The organism is Arthrobacter sp. CAN_A2, assembly GCF_015752045.1.
GTDB lineage: Bacteria > Actinomycetota > Actinomycetes > Actinomycetales > Micrococcaceae > Arthrobacter_D.
This window is the reverse complement of record NZ_JADOUS010000006.1, coordinates 23,910-41,614: the sequence shown is the minus strand read 5'-3', so window position 1 is coordinate 41,614 and position 17,705 is coordinate 23,910. Positions and strand designations below refer to the sequence as shown.

The 17,705-nt window shown below is 68.0% G+C and carries 20 protein-coding genes; 5 read left to right on the top strand and 15 right to left on the bottom strand.

Annotation, left to right across the window (positions count from 1 at the left end; translation table 11 throughout):
• Positions 1 to 97: 97 nt before the first annotated feature.
• From IWX63_RS09090 to IWX63_RS09080, 3 genes are all read right to left on the bottom strand, one after another.
• The gene (locus tag IWX63_RS09090; RefSeq protein ID WP_199277853.1) at positions 98 to 460 is read right to left on the bottom strand and encodes a GNAT family N-acetyltransferase; all 363 of its coding nucleotides are present in this window, start codon (positions 458 to 460) and stop codon (positions 98 to 100) included.
• A 207-nt stretch (positions 461 to 667) separates the two neighbouring features.
• Complete coding sequence (locus tag IWX63_RS09085) at positions 668 to 928, bottom strand: CDGSH iron-sulfur domain-containing protein (protein ID WP_199277852.1); 261 nt, start codon at positions 926 to 928, stop codon at positions 668 to 670.
• Positions 928 to 1,959 carry an iron-containing redox enzyme family protein gene (locus IWX63_RS09080; protein WP_199277851.1) on the bottom strand — a complete coding sequence of 344 codons (1,032 nt, stop codon included), beginning with the start codon at positions 1,957 to 1,959 and terminating at the stop codon, positions 928 to 930. Before IWX63_RS09080 ends, IWX63_RS09085 begins: the two co-directional genes overlap by 1 nt.
• A gap of 456 nt (positions 1,960 to 2,415) precedes the next feature.
• On the opposite strand from IWX63_RS09080, the gene IWX63_RS09075 reads away from it, so the two are divergent.
• The 5 genes from IWX63_RS09075 to IWX63_RS09055 all read left to right on the top strand — a co-directional run bounded on the left by IWX63_RS09075 (position 2,416) and on the right by IWX63_RS09055 (position 6,466).
• Positions 2,416 to 3,303 carry a hypothetical protein gene (locus tag IWX63_RS09075; protein WP_199277850.1) on the top strand — a complete coding sequence of 296 codons (888 nt, stop codon included), beginning with the start codon at positions 2,416 to 2,418 and terminating at the stop codon, positions 3,301 to 3,303.
• Positions 3,303 to 3,755, top strand: a complete 453-nt coding sequence (locus IWX63_RS09070) for a phage holin family protein (protein ID WP_199277849.1) — start codon at positions 3,303 to 3,305, stop codon at positions 3,753 to 3,755. Before IWX63_RS09075 ends, IWX63_RS09070 begins: the two co-directional genes overlap by 1 nt.
• On the top strand, positions 3,752 to 4,480 hold the full coding sequence (locus tag IWX63_RS09065; protein ID WP_199277848.1) for a DUF3618 domain-containing protein: 729 nt from the start codon (positions 3,752 to 3,754) through the stop codon (positions 4,478 to 4,480). The genes IWX63_RS09070 and IWX63_RS09065 overlap by 4 nt, the downstream gene beginning before the upstream one ends.
• 459 nt (positions 4,481 to 4,939) lie before the next feature.
• The gene (locus IWX63_RS09060) at positions 4,940 to 5,827 is read left to right on the top strand and encodes a DUF2382 domain-containing protein (RefSeq protein ID WP_199277847.1); all 888 of its coding nucleotides are present in this window, start codon (positions 4,940 to 4,942) and stop codon (positions 5,825 to 5,827) included.
• Positions 5,828 to 6,043: 216 nt separating this feature from the next.
• Complete coding sequence (locus tag IWX63_RS09055; protein WP_334685756.1) at positions 6,044 to 6,466, top strand: MarR family winged helix-turn-helix transcriptional regulator; 423 nt, start codon at positions 6,044 to 6,046, stop codon at positions 6,464 to 6,466.
• Here the strand turns inward: IWX63_RS09055 and dnaB are convergent.
• The 12 genes from dnaB to IWX63_RS08995 form a co-directional block, all read right to left on the bottom strand.
• Entirely contained in the window at positions 6,463 to 7,839 is a 1,377-nt protein-coding gene (gene dnaB / locus IWX63_RS09050; RefSeq protein WP_199277846.1) for a replicative DNA helicase, read from the bottom strand. The genes IWX63_RS09055 and dnaB overlap by 4 nt on opposite strands.
• A 659-nt stretch (positions 7,840 to 8,498) precedes the next feature.
• On the bottom strand, positions 8,499 to 8,948 hold the full coding sequence (rplI, locus tag IWX63_RS09045) for a 50S ribosomal protein L9 (RefSeq protein WP_043442543.1): 450 nt from the start codon (positions 8,946 to 8,948) through the stop codon (positions 8,499 to 8,501).
• 15 nt (positions 8,949 to 8,963) lie between these two features.
• Positions 8,964 to 9,203 carry a 30S ribosomal protein S18 gene (rpsR, locus tag IWX63_RS09040; protein WP_005273147.1) on the bottom strand — a complete coding sequence of 80 codons (240 nt, stop codon included), beginning with the start codon at positions 9,201 to 9,203 and terminating at the stop codon, positions 8,964 to 8,966.
• 116 nt (positions 9,204 to 9,319) lie between these two features.
• Positions 9,320 to 9,898 carry a single-stranded DNA-binding protein gene (locus IWX63_RS09035; protein WP_199277845.1) on the bottom strand — a complete coding sequence of 193 codons (579 nt, stop codon included), beginning with the start codon at positions 9,896 to 9,898 and terminating at the stop codon, positions 9,320 to 9,322.
• 60 nt (positions 9,899 to 9,958) lie between these two features.
• Positions 9,959 to 10,264, bottom strand: a complete 306-nt coding sequence (rpsF, locus tag IWX63_RS09030) for a 30S ribosomal protein S6 (RefSeq protein ID WP_043442549.1) — start codon at positions 10,262 to 10,264, stop codon at positions 9,959 to 9,961.
• Between the two features lie 167 nt (positions 10,265 to 10,431).
• On the bottom strand, positions 10,432 to 11,715 hold the full coding sequence (locus tag IWX63_RS09025) for a M18 family aminopeptidase (protein ID WP_199277844.1): 1,284 nt from the start codon (positions 11,713 to 11,715) through the stop codon (positions 10,432 to 10,434).
• A 75-nt stretch (positions 11,716 to 11,790) separates the two neighbouring features.
• Complete coding sequence (locus IWX63_RS09020; protein ID WP_199277843.1) at positions 11,791 to 12,495, bottom strand: response regulator; 705 nt, start codon at positions 12,493 to 12,495, stop codon at positions 11,791 to 11,793.
• Positions 12,443 to 13,765, bottom strand: a complete 1,323-nt coding sequence (locus tag IWX63_RS09015) for a sensor histidine kinase (protein WP_199277842.1) — start codon at positions 13,763 to 13,765, stop codon at positions 12,443 to 12,445. The genes IWX63_RS09020 and IWX63_RS09015 overlap by 53 nt, the downstream gene beginning before the upstream one ends.
• 32 nt (positions 13,766 to 13,797) lie before the next feature.
• On the bottom strand, positions 13,798 to 14,697 hold the full coding sequence (locus IWX63_RS09010; RefSeq protein WP_199277841.1) for an ABC transporter permease subunit: 900 nt from the start codon (positions 14,695 to 14,697) through the stop codon (positions 13,798 to 13,800).
• 2 nt (positions 14,698 to 14,699) lie between these two features.
• Complete coding sequence (locus IWX63_RS09005) at positions 14,700 to 15,647, bottom strand: ABC transporter ATP-binding protein (protein ID WP_199277840.1); 948 nt, start codon at positions 15,645 to 15,647, stop codon at positions 14,700 to 14,702.
• A gap of 171 nt (positions 15,648 to 15,818) precedes the next feature.
• Entirely contained in the window at positions 15,819 to 16,604 is a 786-nt protein-coding gene (locus IWX63_RS09000; RefSeq protein WP_334685790.1) for an ABC transporter permease, read from the bottom strand.
• 92 nt (positions 16,605 to 16,696) lie between these two features.
• Entirely contained in the window at positions 16,697 to 17,686 is a 990-nt protein-coding gene (locus tag IWX63_RS08995; RefSeq protein WP_199277838.1) for an ATP-binding cassette domain-containing protein, read from the bottom strand.
• Positions 17,687 to 17,705 lie beyond the last annotated feature (19 nt).

Genomic DNA, 17,705 nt, shown 5'->3' with positions numbered 1-17,705 from the left:
TGCCGCCGTCCCCGTGCCACCAGGACAGAGGTGCTTCCACGAGGACACGGAGGCGCCGGCCCGTGGTTCCCTCCACAGACAGGCGTGGTGATCGCGGCTACAGGCGCAGTGCGGCCGTCCGCGCGAGGGCACCGTCCGGACCGACGACCGCGAGGCCGTGCGCCTGCGCCCAGGAGGCCAGCTCCTTCGTGATGGCGGAGGACACCCCCGACCACCGGGCGTACGGCAGCACGTAGAGGTGGGCGACGTCGGCGTTCCCGTCGGCACGCAGGTGCAGTCCGCCGCAGCCGACCGGCTGTCCGGTGGCCAGTTCGTAGACGATCAGGAAGACCACCACGTCCACGCCGTCGTCCTCCGTCCCCGCGGCGGAGGCCGGCCGGCCGCGGTCGGTCTCCGCGCGTAGCGCCTCCCGCAGACCCCGACCCACGGGGTTGCTCCAGGGGACCTGTCTGACCCTCAACGTCGGCACGGCAGCCTCCCGTGGAAGTGGTGTGCTCTCCAACGCTACGGGGCGGCAGTTTCGGCAGGATTTCGATCAGAGAAATTCCATGTGCGCGGTCGGGTCCCGGCGGGAGCTGCGCAGACGGTCCGAGTCGCCAGGGCCGACGGCGCCGCTCACGGGTGACCGCCCGCGACCACCAGCAGGGGCGAGCGGGGTCGGCGCACGTCAGGGCTCGGAGCGGAAGCCCGTCAGCTTGTGGGAGCCGTCGCAGTACGGCTTGATCACGGAGGCGCCGCACCGGCAGAGCGCCACGGTGCGCCGCGTCCGGGGCAGCTCCTCCCCGTCCGCGCCGAGAAGCGTGAAGTCGCCCCGGACGAGCAGCGGCCCGTTCGGGCACGCGACGACGGACACGGGCGCAGCGGTACCGGAGTTCAGCGGGTGGTCACCCTGGGCGTCCGGGGCATCCGGGACGCTGTCCGCGTCCATCAGGCGGCCACCTCCGAGGCACGCAGCGAGGACCGCCCGGATTTCCAGGCCTCCATGATGTGCACCGTCATGAGGGTATCGATCGCCAGACCGGCGGCAGCCCCGAAGAGCACGTCCTCGAGCAGGCGGGGGTGGGACTCGACGAGGCCGCCGGCCATGTCCCGCCCGGCGATCTGCTCGTGGACGGCGTCGGCCTCGACGTGCTCGTCGAAGTATTCCGTGACATCCGGGCCGTACCCGTGGCGCTTGAAGCCCCGGGAGTACAGGCGGTTGGGCTGGGAGGAGGTCATCTCGTAGGCGGCGAGGTGGCCCACGATCGCACCCCGGAGGCGACGGTGGAGTCCGAACAGCGACATCAGGTTGTTGACGGCCAGCGTGATCGCCGGCACGGCGTCGAGGTACCCCCCGTAGGTGTCGTCCATGCCGAGTTCGCGCATCGTCCGGGCGTAGAGGGCGGAGTGCATCCGCGTCGGCAGTCCGTTGCCGTATTCATCCGCCTGGATCTCCACCATCGCGGCCTTCGAGCGGCCGGTCAGTCGCGGGATCGCAAAGGTGTGCGAATCGGCTTCCCGCAGCTGGTTGACGGACTTGTGCACGAGGAACTCCCTCAGCTGCTCATCCGTGGCGGACTTCGCCACGAACCGGGACATGCTGGGCCCGCCGTCCTCGCCGGTCATCCGGAAGAGCTCCGCGCAGACCGCTTCACTCGTGGGCTCGGGGGAGGCTCCGACGACGGTCTCGTCGCGGACCCTCCGCTCGAAGGCGGCCTCGATGCGGTGCCGGACCCGCAGGAGATCCGGATCCCACTCCCAGTCGTCACCCGCCCCGTCGATTCCGCTGTAATGCAGTTCGTACAGGCAGAAGAGCGCGAGCTGGAGGTCGTCGTCCTGCAGGATGTCCGGCGTCCGGGCGATCGCCTCCGCGGCGAGCGCGTCGAGCCGGACGAGGGAATCCTGCGCGGATTCCGAGGACCCGGCGATCACGGACAGGACGAGGGCGCTGAGTTCTCCGCGCGGGGAGGGCTGCTTCATCAAGGACCTCTTCTAGGGGCAGACACGCCCCGCTGGGCCGGGGCCGGTAATAGTAAGCATACTTTGCTTCAGTGGGGGTGATGCATCAGCGGCACACACCGCCGTACGACGACGCCGGCCCGGCCGGCACCCACGGGCACCCGCCGATCCTGGCGGTGTTCGGGAACTCGATGGTCCCGCGGACCCCGCCCGGGGTGGGTGGCCGGGGGCGAGGGAGCGCTCGTCGTCGGGCCGTCGCGGCAGGTCTTCCCGTGTCGACACTGGCGGCGCGCCCGCGGTCTGCGTAAGGTACTAAGTCTACTTGTTGTATCTTGCGGTTTCTGTAGAAAGAGCTTGCGTCCCTGAAGCTAAGCATGCTTAGCTTCAGGGACAAGTCCAGCACGAACTGCCGGACCATCGCATCGAGAACACGATGGAGCATCCGCTTTAACGGCAATATCAACGTTAGGAACAACCATGACTACGCAGAATTGGCCGCAGGATCCCCTGGTTCCCTCCACCACCGGGCCTGAGTCGTCCACGGCGGACCTCAGCACCCACGAGCTCGGCACCACGGAATTCTCCGGCGGCACCGGCGGCACCACCGGTTCCGGTGACTCCAAGAAGTCCGCGGCCAAGGACCAGGCCAAGAAGGTCGGCCAGGACGGCAAGGAAGCGGCGAAGAACGTCGCCGGCACCGCAGCAGCCGACGCGAAGGACGTTGCCGGCACGGCAGCCGCTGAAGCGAAGAACGTCGCGGCCGAGGTCGGCTCGCACGCGAAGGACCTCTTCGGCACGGTGACCTCCGAGGTCAAGAGCCAGGCCGGTACGCAGCAGCAGAAGATCACCGAAGGCATCCGCGGCGTCTCCGACGAACTGCGTTCGATGGCCGACAAGTCGGACAACCAGTTCGTTTCGGGCCTCGTCGAGCAGGCCTCCCAGCGCACCGGATCGGCAGCGAGCTGGCTCGAGGGCCGCGACGCCACCGACATCCTCGAGGACGTCAAGGCATTCGCGCGTCGCAAGCCGGGGACCTTCCTCGCCATCGCGGCGGCCACCGGCCTCGTCGTCGGCCGCCTGAGCCGCGGGGCCAAGGGCAACAACGACTCGTCCGGCACCTCCGGTCGCGGCCAGGACCTCTCCTCGACCGGCACGACCCCGACGGGTCGGTACTCCGGGTACACCGAGGTCGGCTCCGATGCCTACAGTGGCACCCCCGCCTCCGCGGGCTTCGGCGAGACGACCCGCGGACAGCACGTCGCAGGCTCCAACCCCGCCTTCGTCGACCCGACGGACGACTACCCCACGATCGCGCCCGGCACCCCTCCCGTGGGCACCCGGCCGAATGACGGGGGTCTTCGCTGATGAGTGAGGCATACACCAGCGGCGCCCACCAGGCCGCCGCACCCCTGCCGACGGAGGCCGAGCAGCGCTCCGCCGGCTCGTCGGTCGGAGAACTGCTCGGGGAGGTGACGAAGGACCTCTCCAAGCTGATGCGCCAGGAAGTGGCCCTGGCGAAGGCCGAGGCCACCGAGTCGGCGAAGAAGGCCGGCAAGGGCGCAGGCATGTACGCCGGCGCAGCCGTCGGTGGCCATTTCGTCCTCCTGTTCCTGTCACTGGCCCTCATGTGGGGACTGGGTGCGTTCATGCCCCTCGGGTGGGCAGCCGTCATCGTGGCCGTCATCTGGGGCATCATCGCCGCGGTGCTGGCGTCCAAGGGCAAGAAGGAAATGCAGCAGGTCAAGGGTCTTCCCCAGACGGCGGAGACCCTCCAAGAGATCCCGCCGACACTGAAACCAGGTGAGCAGACACGATGAGCCAGACGCCAGATGAAATCCGTGCAGATATCGAACGCACCCGCTTGGAGTTGGGGACGGACGTCGACGCCATCGCCGACAAGGTGAACCCCGCGAACATCGCGCAGCGCCAGACCGACAAGGTCAAGCACAGCTTCAGCAACGTGAAGGAGACCGTCATGGGCAAGGCCGAAGACGTCAGGGATTCCGTGCTCGGCAAGGCCGAGGATGTGACCGGCTCCGTCAAGGACAGGGCCGGCCACGCCCGGGACAAGACCGGTAGCGGTTTCGACAGCGGCCTCGGCAGCGCGCACTCAGCCGCCGATTCCGCCCGGGACAAGCTCCAGCACGCCGGCCAGACCGTCCAGGGAGCACCCGGGCAGCTGACGAACAAGGCAGCGGGCAACCCGCTTGCCGCAGGCCTGATCGCCTTCGGCGCCGGGCTCCTGCTGGGTTCGCTCATCCCTGCCAGCCAGAAGGAGCAGGAGGCCGCTGCACAGCTCAAGGAGCAGGTGGCACCCCTGAAGGAGAAGGTCACCGAGGCAGCGAAGCATGTTGTCGAGGAAGTCCGCGAGCCAGCCCAGGAGGCGATGCAGTCCGTCAAGGAATCTGCCGCCGACTCGGTGCAGACCGTCAAGGACCAGGGCCAGCACGCCGTCGACGACGTCAAGGGCGAGGGCCAGCAGGCCGCCAGCGACGTCAAGGGCAGTGCGCAGGATGCCAAGTCGAACGTCCAGCAGCGCTAGATCGACACCGCGCTGACTGAGGTGGCCGCCGGGCTGTTTCCGGTGGCCACCGCCGTCGTTCCATCAGGATCCTGATCTTCCTGCATCACGCCTCACCTCACTCCGGAGCGTCCTACGGGGCCTGGGCGGACGGACTGCACCGGTGACGCCGCTCCGCCGGGCACCTCGGGTGTCCAGGCAGGAGCCTCCGCGACGCGTCGCAGCTCTTTCTCCGACCGATCGGCGATCTGCCGCGTCCCCGCATGCGTGAAACCCGCCGGGCCTCACCGGCGGGCTACCGGCTCTCGACACGGGCGGATCCCGACAAAACGATAAGCCTGCTTCCCATTAGGTACTAAGTATGCTTACTCTAGAGGCCGGTGGTCTCGGGGGCTCTTGCTCCCGGTGGTACCTCCCGGTGGAACGTACAGCCGAGAAATCCATACCCCTCACAGTGAGATTACTCAGAAGGAGAAGGAAATGATTACTCAGGACAACATCGACACCATGCTTGGCAATGGCGGCAACGTACTCGGTTCGGACGGGGAGAAGATCGGCTCGATCGGCCAGGTCTACCTCGATGACCAGACCGGTGAGCCCAGCTGGGTCACGGCGAAGACGGGCCTGTTCGGCACCTCCGAGTCGTTCATCCCGCTCCAGGGCGCCGACGTCGAAGGCCATGACGTCCGGGTCCCCTACAGCAAGCACCAGGTGAAGGATGCCCCGCGCATCGAGTCCGACGGCAATCTCAGCCCGGAGGAAGAGGATCGCCTCTACCGCCACTACGAGATCGGCGGCGGCACCGGCAATCACGCCGACACGACCCGCACCACGACCGGGCACGCCGGCCAGAACGACCGCGACGTCGACATCGACACCACGAGCCGCCACGCGGGCGTCACCGACACGGACCGCGGACACGCAGGCGTGACCGACACGGACCGCGAGACCGTGGGCCACGACACCTCGGGGCCCACCACCGACGATGCGATGACTCGTTCCGAGGAGCAGCTGCACGTCGGAACGGAAGAGCGCGAAGCGGGCCGTGCCCGCATGCGCAAGTACGTCGTCACCGAGAACGTGACGAAGACCGTCCCCGTCAGCCATGAGGAAGTCCGCGTGGAGCGCGAGCCCATCACGGACGCCAACCGCGGCGACGCACTCGGCGGACCGGCCATCAGCGAGGAAGAGCACGAAGTGACTCTCCACGCCGAGCGCCCGGTCGTCGAGAAGGAAGCTGTCCCCGTCGAGCGCGTGCGCCTCGACAAGGAGACCGTCACCACCAACGAGACGGTCAGCGAAGAAGTTCGCAAGGAGCAGATCGAAATCGAAGGCGAAGAAGGCACCCGCCGAGGCAACAACCTCTAGCATGTGCTGATCGAGGAGGGCCCGGGGCATCGCCCCGGGCCCTCCTGCCGTTTTCGGGGCCATGATCCGCCCGCTCGTCCGGAGAGCGCATACAGATCTTGCCCACAGTGCAGGAATTATCATAAGCCTGCTGTCTACTTCGGGTATTGTTATCCGGAGTAAGTAGCAGGAACGAGCGGATTCACCGCTGACGACCGAGGGGAAGGACACGCTATCGTGCCTGAATTGAACGATTGGTCGACCAGCCGCCTGTTGACGACCGCGGCCCGCATTGTCGAGCACTCCTGGAACGAGAAGCTCCTGAGCATCGGCATCACCCACGCGGGACTCACCACGCTGGGAGTGCTCGAGCGCGAAGGCACCCTCACCGGTGTCCGGCTCGCCCAGCTCGTCCACGTTCAGGCGCAGACCGTGGGGCGCACCCTCGACCGCCTCGAGAAGCGGGGCCTCGTGACACGACTCCGTAACACGGCCGACCGGCGCAGCCAGCGCATCACAGTCACGTCGGCGGGCCTGAAGGCCCTCGAGCGGGCGAAGAACATCGAGAACGAGCTGATGGCCGAGGACGGCCTCGCTTCCGAAGACCTGCGCGACCGACTCAAGACGGTCATCCTGGAGCTCGGGCCCAAGAAGGACTAGTAGCCCCCGCCGTCCGCGGCCATGTTGTTGAAGCGCGAGTAATGACCCTGGAACCCCACGACGAGCGTCTTGGTGGGTCCGTTACGGTGCTTGGCCACGATGACGTCGGCCTCGCCCGCACGCGCCGACTCCTTGTCGTACACATCATCACGGTGCAGCAGGATGACCATATCGGCGTCCTGCTCGATCGATCCGGACTCGCGCAGGTCCGAGACCTGCGGCCGCTTGTCCGTCCGCTGCTCGGATCCACGGTTCAGCTGCGACAGGGCGACCACCGGGACGTTGAGCTCCTTCGCCAGCAGCTTCAGTGCTCGTGAGAACTCGGAGACCTCCTGCTGACGCGATTCCACGCGCTTGCCGGAGGACATGAGCTGCAGGTAGTCCAGCACCACGAGCTTGAGCCCGTGACGCTGCTTCAGCCGCCTGCACTTGGCCCTGATCTCCATGAGCGACATGTTGGGGCTGTCATCGATGAACAGTGGGGCATCATTCATGCGCCCCATGGTCGTGGCGATCTTCCCCCACTGCTCGTCCTTGATCGTGCCCTTGCGCAGATCCTGCAGCCCGATGGTGGCCTCGGCGGAGAGGAGGCGCATCGCGATCTCGTTGCGGCCCATCTCGAGGGAGAAGAAGACCGTAGTCATGTTGTGCTTGATGGCGGCCGACCGCGCCCAGTCCAGGGCGAAGGTCGACTTACCCATGGCGGGGCGCGCGGCGATGACGATCATCTGGCCGCCGTGGAGTCCCTGGGTGAGTTCGTCGAGTTCGTAGAATCCGGTGGGCACACCCGTCATGCCCTCACCCTTGTGCCCCGCGGACTCGATCTCGTCGACCGTGCCCTCGATGATGTCCTTGAGCGCCACGTAGTCCTCGGCCGTGCGACGTTCCGCCACCGCGTACACCTCGGCCTGCGCGGCATTGACGAGGTCGTCCACCTCGCCGTCGTTGGAGTAGCCGAGCTGCACGATCTTGGTGCCCGCGTCGACCAGCCTGCGGAGCACGGCGCGCTCCCTCACGATCTCGGCATAGAAGCCCGCGTTGGCGGCCGTCGGCACCGACTGGATCAGCGTGTGGAGATAAGCCGGGCCGCCGATGCGTGAGATCTCCCCACGCTTGGTCAGCTCGTCGGACACCGTGACGGCATCGGCCGGCTCACCACGCCCGTAGAGGTCGATGATGGCCTCGTAGATGCTCTCGTGGGCGGGCCGGTAGAAGTCCAGGCCGCGAAGGACCTCGACGCAGTCGGCGATCGCATCCTTGGACAGCATCATGCCGCCGAGCACGGACTGCTCGGCGACGAGGTCCTGCGGCGGAGTGCGCGAAAATTCGGGGCTCCGAGTGTCCGATGATGAGTCTGCATGTGCCAGGGACACTGAAGGGCCTTTCTCCTACTGTCGAAGCGGTTGCGCCGGGGCGTCAACCGGACACCCAGGGCGGGTCCGACAGGGACAGACCTATCACCCGACACCCTCACTTTCGGGAATCTTTCGCAACGCTAGCCCCCTCTCGGTACACCGCAAAGCGCGGTGCCAACAGGGGCTGTGGGTAAGTGTGAATAAGCTGTGGATTACACGGCGTATCTTGTGCACAGGATGGGGACAACCCTGTGGACAAATAATCCGTTCGAGCGAAAACAGTGCTCTGACCTGCGGGTACGCTATCCCCGGCCTGTGGACTCAAACTAGTTTTGAGACGTCGGTCATCCACAGGACCACTGTTGACAAGACCGCCGCCGGTACTTTTCGTGGTGCAGGAGGGCATATATGCCCGCACCGTGACCCTGCCGGGTGCACCAGTCCGGGGAGATCCGCGCCGACTGCAGGCATATACCCCGGAGTGCACCTACGGGGCCGCGCCGAATCGACGGGATGGAGTCGCAGCCGGGTATGGATCCGGGGACCGGGTCGGGAAGCATGCCGCCCCGTGGATGGCCGGTACGGCCCTGTCAAACAGCAGGGAGCCCCCGCTGTTACGCGGAGGCTCCCTGCTGAATCGGAGGACGCCTGGCCGGCGCCAGGCGTCCAACCTCGAACTAGCTGGCGACGACGTCCAGATCGATGACTGCTGCTACGTCCTCGTGGAGACGGACGTTGGCCTGGTACGAGCCGACCGACTTGATGTGGGCCGGGAGTTCGACCTTGCGCTTGTCGATCTTGCCGAGGCCTGCGGCCTCGACGGCCTTCGCGACGTCGTCGGCCTTGACCGTACCGAACAGGCGGCCGGAGCCACCCGCCTTGACGGTCAGGGTGACGGGCTTCGCCGACAGTGCGGCGGCCTGGCGCTGGGCGTCCTCGAGCGATGCGTGCTCGCGGGCGGAGCGGGCAGCCTTGATCGACTCGACCTGCTTCTCGCCACCCTTGCTCCACATCAGGGCGAAGCCGCGGGGCAGAAGGTAGTTACGTGCGTAACCGTTCTTCACCTCGACGACGTCACCTGCGGCACCGAGTCCGGTGACTTCCTGGGTCAGAATGAGCTTCGACATAGTGTGTCCCTTTCCCTAGCCGCGGCCGGCGCCGGAGTACGGCAGGAGGGCGACTTCGCGGGCGTTCTTGATTGCCTGAGCGATCTTGCGCTGCTCCTGGACGGTCACACCGGTGACGCGACGGGCACGGATCTTTCCGCGATCGGAAATGAACTTACGCAGCAGGGCTACGTCCTTGTAGTCGATGACGGTGACGTCAGCGGCCTTCAAGGGGTTGGACTTTGGTTTGGGCTTACGGAGTTCAGCCTTAGCCATCGTGGTGCTCCTTTGTATGGTGGAGCCCGCAGAACGATTCTGCGGGATGGGACGTGCCAGTCACTTCCGTGACTGCGGCAGGAGCTCCGGGTACGGAACCGCTGCCTGGAGGGTGCCTAGAAGGGAGGCTCGGAGTCGGGGCCGTTGCCCCAGCCCTGCGAGTTCCCGCCCGAGGGAGCGCCCGAAGGGGCACCCCACGGGTCATCCGCCGGCTGCTGAGCCGGCTGCGCCTGCTGGCCGCCACCCCAGCCGGAACCGGAGTTCGAACCGCCGGAGTTACCCCCGGAGTTGCTCGAATTACCGAAGCCCCCACTGTTCCCGCCGCCGGAGCGCTGGGTACGGGTGACCTTCGCGGACGCATAGCGCAGGGATGGACCGATCTCGTCCACCTCCAGCTCCATGACGGTGCGCTTCTCGCCCTCTTTGGTGTCGTACGAACGTGACTTGAGTCGGCCCTGGGCAACCACGCGGGTTCCCTTGGTCAGGGTCTCAGCGACGTTCTCCGCGGCCTCACGCCACACCGACGCCCGGAGGAACAGCGTTTCGCCGTCCTTCCAGTCGTTGCTCTGGCGGTCGAAGGTGCGAGGAGTGGACGCGATGGTGAAGTTGGCTACCGCCGACCCCGACGGTGTGAACCGCAGCTCGGGATCATTGGTGAGGTTGCCGACCACCGTGATGACTGTTTCGCCTGCCATGGTGCCTCCTTGAGTCACTTCCCGCCGGGGCGGGATGGATGGATGAGGGATCTACCGAGATTACTCGGCGGAAACCTTCTGCTCCTCGGGGCGGATGATCTTGGTACGCATGATCGTCTCGTTGAGGCTCAGCTGGCGGTCGAGCTCGGAAGCCACGGCCGGGGTCGCGGTGAAGTTGACGACGGCGTAGATGCCCTCGGTCTTCTTCTGGATCTCGTACGCAAGGCGCCGGCGTCCCCAGATATCCACCTTGTCCACGGTGCCGCCGCCGTTGCGGACGACATTCAGGAACTTCTCGAGTGTTGGGTCGATGGAGCGTTCCTCGACGTCGGGGTCGATGATTACCATCAATTCATATGCACGCATGTGTGAACCCACCTCCTCTGGGCTGAGCGGTCGCGGTCTTTCCGCAACAGGAGGTTCTTTAGCGTTGGTCCGGCCGCCGTCCTCGGTACTGACCGACGAACGGCCGTGGCACAGACGTCCCAATGCTACCGGACGGACCGGCGGGGGCGAACTCCTGGGGAGAACCCCTACTGTCCGCCGCGGAAGAACGCGCCGCTGACCTGCGCGAGATACCCGGGATCATCGACGCCGCAGAGCTCACGGGCCGAGTGCATGGACAGCAGCGGCGTCCCGACGTCGACCGTGCGGATCCCGAGCCGGGTGGCGGTGAGCGGTCCGATCGTGGAGCCGCACGGCATCACGTTGTTGGACACGAACTCCTGGTACGGCACGCCGGCGGCACGGCACAGCGCGGCCCAGTACGCCGCACCGGGGGCATCGGTGGTGTACCGCTGGTTGGCGTTGATCTTCAGCAGCGGACCACCGTTGAGGATCGGCAGGTTGGCCGGGTCGTGCCGCTCCGCGTAGTTGGGGTGCACGGCGTGGCCGGCGTCGGCGGACACGCAGAACGACGCCGCGAGGGCCCGGAGTCGCTCTTCCGTCCCGGCGCCGAGCCCCAGGGAGATCCGCAGGAGCATGTCCTCGAGGAAGGGACCGCTGGCACCGGACCGGGAACCGCTGCCCACCTCCTCGTGGTCGAACGCCGCGAGGACGGCGATCGGCCCGTCCGCGAGTCCGCCCGATGCGGCGTCGATGATCGCCGTGAGCCCGGCGTGCACGGAGGAGAGGTTGTCGAGCCGCCCGGAGGCGAAGAACTCCCCCTGCGCCCCGAAGACGCGGGGGTCCTGCGTATCGGCGACGACGACGTCGAACCCTCCGACCTCGCGCGGGTCGACGCCTGCACCTGCGGCGAGGAGTCCGAGGAGGTCCGCGCCCGCGGGCTCTCCGAGGCCCCACACCGGGTTCATGTGGCGCTGCTTGTCGAGGGCCAGGCCGTCGTTGACGGCGCGGTCGAGGTGGATCGCGAGCTGCGGGAAGCGCAGGATCGGCCCCGTGGACACCAGGTGTTCGCTGCCGTCGTGGAGGGTGAGGCGGCCGGCGAGAGCGAGCTCGCGGTCCAGCCAGGAGTTCAGGAGCGGTCCGCCGTACACTTCCACGCCGGCCTGCAGCCAGCCGTGCTTCCCGATGGTGGGTCGGGGCTTGAGCTTGAACGACGGCGAATCGGTGTGCGCGCCGAGGATGTGGAATCCGGTGGTCGGACCGGCCGCCGTCGGGACGGTCCATGCGATCAGGGCGCCGTCCCGGATGACGAAGAAGCTGCCCGCAGCGCCCTCCCACGGGTCCCGCTCCTGCAGCTGCCGGAATCCTGCGGCCGACAGCCGCCGGCCGGCCTCTGCCACGGCGTGGAAGCTCGACGGCGACGCCGAGACATAGGCTCCGAGGTCCTGGATGTGCGCGGGTGCTGGGCTCATCCCCCGATTCAACCAGATGCCGTCCTCACCCGGCGCGGCCCGGGGCGCAGGACCCCGACCGGGAGGCGGTCACCCTCAGTGCGCCGGGCCCGGCACCACGATCGCGTTCTCGTACGCGTACACCACGGCCTGCACCCGGTCCCGCAGATCCAGTTTCGTCAGGATCCGCCGCACGTGCGTCTTGATGGTCGCCTCCGACAGGAAGAACCGGGCCGCGAGTTCTGCGTTGGACAGGCCTTCGGCGATCGCCTCGAGCACTTCGCGTTCACGCGGCGTCAGCTCGACCAGGCGACGGTCAGGTGCGGCCGCCGTCCTCTGCACCGGCGGGAGCGAGCGCACGTAGGTCTCCAGGAGCCGCTGCGTGACGCGCGGCGCGACGACGGCGTCCCCGCTCGCCACGACTCGCACCGCCTGCACCAGGCCCTCGGGGGCCACGTCCTTGAGCAGGAACGCCGAGGCGCCCGCCTGCAGGCCGGCGAAGGCGTACTCGTCCAGGTCGAAGGTCGTCAGGATGATGATGCGCGCCGAGGACCCGGAGGAGGTGATCCGGCGTGTCGCCTCGATCCCGTCCCCCTGCGGCATCCGTACGTCCATCAGCACGACGTCGGGCGACAGGTCGGCGGCGAGCCGGACGGCCTCGGCCCCGGTGGATGCCTCCCCGACGATCTCCAGGTCGGGTTCGCCCTCGAGGATGAGCCGGAAGCCCATCCGCAGGAGCGGCTGGTCGTCAGCGAGCAGAACCCTGATGGGTGTGGCCGGTGTGCTGTGCTGCGTGGTCATCTTTCTCTTTCCCCCGTTGGTTGCCCGTACCGCCGGTGGCGTCGGGAACTGTCAGCCAGACCTCGACGAGCCAGCCGCCCGACGGACGGCCGCCGCACTCGACGGTGCCTGCGTAGATGGCGGCGCGCTCCCGCATACCGGCGATGCCCTGACCGGAGCCGAGGGACGCGACGGGCCCCATGGCGCCCCGGCCGTCGTCAGCCACCCGGAGCTCCACCTCGTCCCCGGTCCGGACGATCGCGACGTCGACCAGCGTAACGCCCTTGCCGTAGCGCAGGACGTTGGTCAGGGACTCCTGCAGGATCCGGTACACGGTCAGCTGGAACGCCGGATCGTGCGGCAGGCTCGGCCCCGTCGTCGTCACCCTGAGCGGCAGGCCGGCCGCGCGGAAGCCGTCCAGCAGTTGCGCCAGCGAACTCGACGCCGGCAACGGCTCGAGGGACCCGCTCACGGCCTCCGCGCGCAGGACGCCGAGGACGCGGCGCATGTCGGCGATGGCCGTGCGGCCCGTCCCCGACAGCTCGCCGAGCACCGCGGCCGCGCGCTCCGGGTCGCGCTTCATGACGACGGCGGCGCCGTCGGACAGCGCCACCATGACGGTCAGCGAATGCGCGACGACGTCGTGCATCTCCCGCGCGATCCGGTTGCGTTCGCCGGCGGACGCGAGCTCGGCGTTGCGCGCCGCCCACTCGCGCAGCACGCTCTCGTGTTCGCGATCCCGACGCACCGTGACGCCGACGCCGACGGCGACGGCCAGGAACATCACGATGAAACCGCTGAGGAGCCAGATCACGCCCGGTGCGCTGCCGAAGGTGCTGACGGGGATGAGGAACAGGGCGCTCACGGAGAAGACCGTCGCCACCGCGGCGGCGAGGAGTGCCTGCCGCAACGGGTAGGCCACGGCCACCGTGTAGAGGGCGAACATCGTCGCGACGCCGCTGCTCCCTGCGCCCTCGGTCAGGATGCTGACGGGGACGTCGAGGACCGCGACGAATGCGAGCACGAGCAGCGGCCGATCACGGCGGAAGGCCAGCGCTGCAGCGGCCAGCGCCACCCCGGCCACGCCGAGCCAGTTGTCGTCATCGAGCACGGCGAACAGGGCGTTGGGGAAGGCGAACAGGACGAACACCAGGATGACCACGGCGTCCATGGCACGCGGGTGGCTGCGGAAGAACCGCCGGAAGGGGCCCAGCCGGCGGGCGTTGAGCTCGGTGAAGGAGACCGCGGCCGTTCGCTCCGCGGCCTCCCCCACCAAGGGTCTGTCAGTCATGGCTTCGCATCACGGGCGCCGGTCGCGGGGTCCTAGACATCCCGCTTCCTGGTGACGACCAGGGAGGCCACCAGGAGCACGAGCGCCCAGGCCGCCATGACGAGGCCCCCCTGGAACTGGGTCAGCTCGTCGCTGCCGGTCGAGATGGCGATCAGCTGGTTGCCGGCGTTCGTCGGGAGGAAGCGGGCGGCGTCGGGGATCCAGTCGGCCAGGCCGGAGAGCAGGTTCACGATGATCACCGGAACCACGAAGAACAGGGCGACCGCGGTGACCACGCCGCCCGCCGTATTGCGCAGCAGGGTCCCGATGCCCATCGAGATGACCGCGATGAACGCCAGGTAGCTGCCCGAGTTCAGGATGCTGGGCAGGACGCCCTCGGTGGTGATGGCGAAGTCCAGGTCCTCTCCGGCGAGGATCGGCTGGGCCACGACGTAGGAGAGGAAGGCGGACACGGCGCCGACGACGAAGGCGATGATCGCGATGATCACGTTCTTCGCCAGCAGGGCCGGGGTGCGCTTCGGGACGGCGACCATCGTGGACCGGATCATGCCGGTGGCCCACTCGGAGGCGATGAGGACCACGGCGAGCGAGGCGATCAGCAGCTGCCCGAAGATCAGCCCGGAGGACGGGATCTCCCACGCCTGGCTGGCCGGATCGAAGTCGCTGCCGGGCCCGCCCGGGCCACCGGGGCCGCCCTGGGGTGCGCCGGAGGACCCGAGGTCCTGCTGGGTGATCGAGATGGCCCACGCGGCGAGGGCTGCCAGTCCCACCATCACGACGACGGTCGAGACGATCAGGATGACGGTCGAGGGGACGGTGGTCACCTTGATCCACTCGGACTTCAGGACACGGCCGAAGTTCACGCCGGGTCCGGGCTCGCCCTGCCGACGCGGCTGTTGGTGGGAGGGGGCGGGAGAGGTCGAGGTTGCCATGATCAGCGTCCTTCCACGGGAGCAGGGGCCTCGCCGGCGGCGGGCAGGGCGTGCGAGTGGTACTCGACCTCGGTCTGGGTGAGCTGCATGTAGGCGTCCTCGAGGGACACCTGCAGGGGCGTGAGCTCGTACACGAGGACGTGCTCCCGGAGGGCGACCTCCGCGATGCGGCGGGGCTCCACCCCGGTGATCTCGACCAGTTCGGGCTCGAGCACCTGGGAGGTGACACCCTCCCCGGCAAGGCTGCCGAGCAGGTCCTGGGGGCGGTCCGCCCGCACCCTGACCCGGGCCTTGCCCTGCCCGTCGATGATCGACTGGATAGGGGCGTCGGCGATGATGCGGCCGCGGCCGATCACGATGAGGTGGTCCGCCGTCATCGCCATCTCCGACATGAGGTGCGAGGACAGGAAGACCGTACGCCCCTCGGACGCGAGACCCTTCGCGAGATGGCGGACCCACTGCACGCCCTCCGGGTCGAGGCCGTTCACGGGCTCGTCCAGGATGACCGTGTGGGGATCGCCGAGGAGGGCGGCCGCGATACCGAGGCGCTGGCCCATGCCGAGGGAGAAACCGCCGACCCGCTTCTTCGCCACGGGGCCGAGACCGGTGAGTTCGATGACCTCCCTGACCCGGCTGTTCGGGATGCCATGGGTCGCCGCCATGGCCCGGAGGTGGTTGTAGGCGGAGCGCTTGGTGTGGACGGCCTTCGCGTCGAGGAGCGCACCCACTTCCCGGAGCGGGGCCCTGTGCTGGGCGTAGGGCCGTCCATTGACGGTGACGCGACCGCCTGACGGGTTGTCGAGCCCGACGATCATGCGCATCGTAGTGGACTTGCCGGCACCGTTCGGGCCGAGGAAGCCGGTCACCTTGCCGGGCTGGACGGTGAAGGAGACGGCGTCGACCGCCGCCTTGGCGCCGTACCGCTTCGAGAGGGCCTGTGCCTCGATCATGGCTGCGTCCTTTGCGTGGTTCCACGTCCGGGATGCCGCAGGTGCGGCTCCCCTATCAACATTAGGCCTGGGGCCGGCGCGGGTCACCGGCCCCAGGGATGATCGAGGGGTCGCTCCAGTACCTCTTTCGGACGACGCGACGACGCGACGACGCCGACCGGGCCGGTGCGGCTAGCGGCTGCTGATGGACGCGAACTTCCGGACGCAGAGCGGTACGAAGACCACGAGCATGAGCGTTGCCCCGATCAGCACGGTCAGGAGGGCGTTCTGCATGGGCCACACATCGGGAGTGGGAACGGTCCCGGTGTTGCCGAACAGTTCACGGACCGCCTGGACCAGCGCGGAGACCGGGTTCCAGTTCGCGAAGGTCTCCAGCGGCCCCGGGAGGTTCTGGGACTGGACGAAGGCGATCGAGATGAACGTGAGCGGGAACAGGATCATGAAGGAGGCGTTGTTGATGACCTCCGGGCTCTTCACCGACATGCCCAGCAGCGCCATGACCCAGCTGAAGGCGTAGGAGAAGAGCAGCAGCAGGCCGATGCCGGCGAGCACGCTGGTCAGCGGGGTGTTGACGCGCCAGCCGACCAGGAAGCCCGTGCCCATCATGATCGTCACGGAGAGCGTGTTGAGCACGAGGTCGCTGTTGGTCCGTCCGATGAGGACGGCCGACGAGCTCATGGGCAGGGTGCGGAAGCGGTCGATGATGCCGTCCTTGAGGTCCTGGGCCATCGCGGAGCCGGAGAACGTGGATCCGAAGATCACCGTCTGCGCGAAGATGCCGGCCATCAGGTACTGGGTGTAGTCGCTGCCCTCCACCTGGATGGAGCCGCCGTAGATCTGGCTGAACAGCAGCACGAACATGATGGGCTGCAGGACGGCGAAGACCAGCATGTCCGGCGAGCGCTTCAGTTTGATGAGGTTCCGCTTGGTGACGGTCCACCCGTCGGAGAACCACATGGCCAGGTCGGACGACCGGGCGGGAGCGGTGCCCCGCGGCGTCCGATCCGGTCCCTGGTTCTCCGGCTGCCGGTCCTCGGGCGCCAGGACGCTCATGCTGCTGTCTCCTTCTGGGGTGCTGACTGCTCGGTGTCCTCCGCGCGGTGCCCCGTGAGCTGGAGGAACACGTCGTCGAGGCTCGGGCGCCGCATGCCGGCGTCGTGCAGGTGGATCCCGCCCTCCCCGAGGTCGGACAGGATGTACTGGAGGGCCCGCGGGCCCTCGGTGACCGCGACCTCGATGCCGCGGCCGTCGGCGCCGACCACGGGCACGCCCTCCCCGTGGCGCGCGAGGATCTCCGTCGCGGCCCCGGCGTCGGCTGCGTCCACGAGCGACACCACCACGCGATGCCCGCCGATCTGCGCCTTCAGCTGGTCCGAGGTGCCCTCGGCGATGGTCCGCCCGCCGTCGATCACCGCGATGTCGTCCGAGAGCTGGTCCGCCTCCTCGAGGTACTGCGTGGTCAGCAGCAGCGTGGTGCCGTCCTTGACGAGGTCCTGGATGATGCCCCACAGCGAGATCCTGCTCCGGGGATCGAGCCCCGTGGTCGGTTCGTCCAGGAAGAGGATCTTGGGGTTGATGACCAGGGCGCCGGCGAGGTCGATCCGGCGTCGCATGCCGCCGGAGAACCCCTTGACGGGGCGGTTTCCGGCCTCCGTCAGTTCGAACTGGTCGATCAGCTCCTGCGCCCGGCGTCGCGCCTCCCGGCCGCCCAGATGGTACAGACGGCCCACCATCTCGAGGTTCTCGAGCCCGGTGAGGTTCTCGTCCACGGCTGCGTACTGGCCGGAGACGCCGATGATGCGGCGCGCCGCCTTCGGGTTCCGCCGGACGTCGATCCCGTCGATGTGGGCCGTGCCCGCCGTCGGCTGGATGAGGGTGGTGAGGATCTTGACCACGGTGGTCTTCCCCGCACCGTTCGGCCCCAGCAGGGCCTTGACTGTTCCCTGGGGAACGGAGAGATTCATGCCGTCGAGCGCATGCACGGGCCCGCTCTTCGACGAATAGGTCTTCTTCAGACCTTCTGCCTCGATAATCGCCATGGGAAACAGGGTAGGACCC

What these genes read in the sequence shown, in the direction of transcription:
- IWX63_RS09075 (WP_199277850.1), top strand. Translation starts at nt 2,416, where the DNA reads ATGACTACGCAGAATTGGCCGCAGGATCCCCTGGTTCCCTCCACCACC.
- rplI (WP_043442543.1), bottom strand. Translation starts at nt 8,948, where the DNA reads ATGTCGAAGCTCATTCTGACCCAGGAAGTCACCGGACTCGGTGCCGCA.
- rpsR (WP_005273147.1), bottom strand. Translation starts at nt 9,203, where the DNA reads ATGGCTAAGGCTGAACTCCGTAAGCCCAAACCAAAGTCCAACCCCTTG.
- IWX63_RS09010 (WP_199277841.1), bottom strand. Translation starts at nt 14,697, where the DNA reads ATGGCAACCTCGACCTCTCCCGCCCCCTCCCACCAACAGCCGCGTCGG.
- IWX63_RS09065 (WP_199277848.1), top strand. Translation starts at nt 3,752, where the DNA reads ATGAGCCAGACGCCAGATGAAATCCGTGCAGATATCGAACGCACCCGC.
- IWX63_RS09020 (WP_199277843.1), bottom strand. Translation starts at nt 12,495, where the DNA reads ATGACCACGCAGCACAGCACACCGGCCACACCCATCAGGGTTCTGCTC.
- IWX63_RS09025 (WP_199277844.1), bottom strand. Translation starts at nt 11,715, where the DNA reads ATGAGCCCAGCACCCGCGCACATCCAGGACCTCGGAGCCTATGTCTCG.
- IWX63_RS09000 (WP_334685790.1), bottom strand. Translation starts at nt 16,604, where the DNA reads ATGTGGTTCTCCGACGGGTGGACCGTCACCAAGCGGAACCTCATCAAA.
- IWX63_RS08995 (WP_199277838.1), bottom strand. Translation starts at nt 17,686, where the DNA reads ATGGCGATTATCGAGGCAGAAGGTCTGAAGAAGACCTATTCGTCGAAG.
- IWX63_RS09005 (WP_199277840.1), bottom strand. Translation starts at nt 15,647, where the DNA reads ATGATCGAGGCACAGGCCCTCTCGAAGCGGTACGGCGCCAAGGCGGCG.
- IWX63_RS09035 (WP_199277845.1), bottom strand. Translation starts at nt 9,898, where the DNA reads ATGGCAGGCGAAACAGTCATCACGGTGGTCGGCAACCTCACCAATGAT.
- IWX63_RS09060 (WP_199277847.1), top strand. Translation starts at nt 4,940, where the DNA reads ATGATTACTCAGGACAACATCGACACCATGCTTGGCAATGGCGGCAAC.
- rpsF (WP_043442549.1), bottom strand. Translation starts at nt 10,264, where the DNA reads ATGCGTGCATATGAATTGATGGTAATCATCGACCCCGACGTCGAGGAA.
- IWX63_RS09070 (WP_199277849.1), top strand. Translation starts at nt 3,303, where the DNA reads ATGAGTGAGGCATACACCAGCGGCGCCCACCAGGCCGCCGCACCCCTG.
- IWX63_RS09015 (WP_199277842.1), bottom strand. Translation starts at nt 13,765, where the DNA reads ATGACTGACAGACCCTTGGTGGGGGAGGCCGCGGAGCGAACGGCCGCG.
- IWX63_RS09085 (WP_199277852.1), bottom strand. Translation starts at nt 928, where the DNA reads ATGGACGCGGACAGCGTCCCGGATGCCCCGGACGCCCAGGGTGACCAC.
- IWX63_RS09080 (WP_199277851.1), bottom strand. Translation starts at nt 1,959, where the DNA reads ATGAAGCAGCCCTCCCCGCGCGGAGAACTCAGCGCCCTCGTCCTGTCC.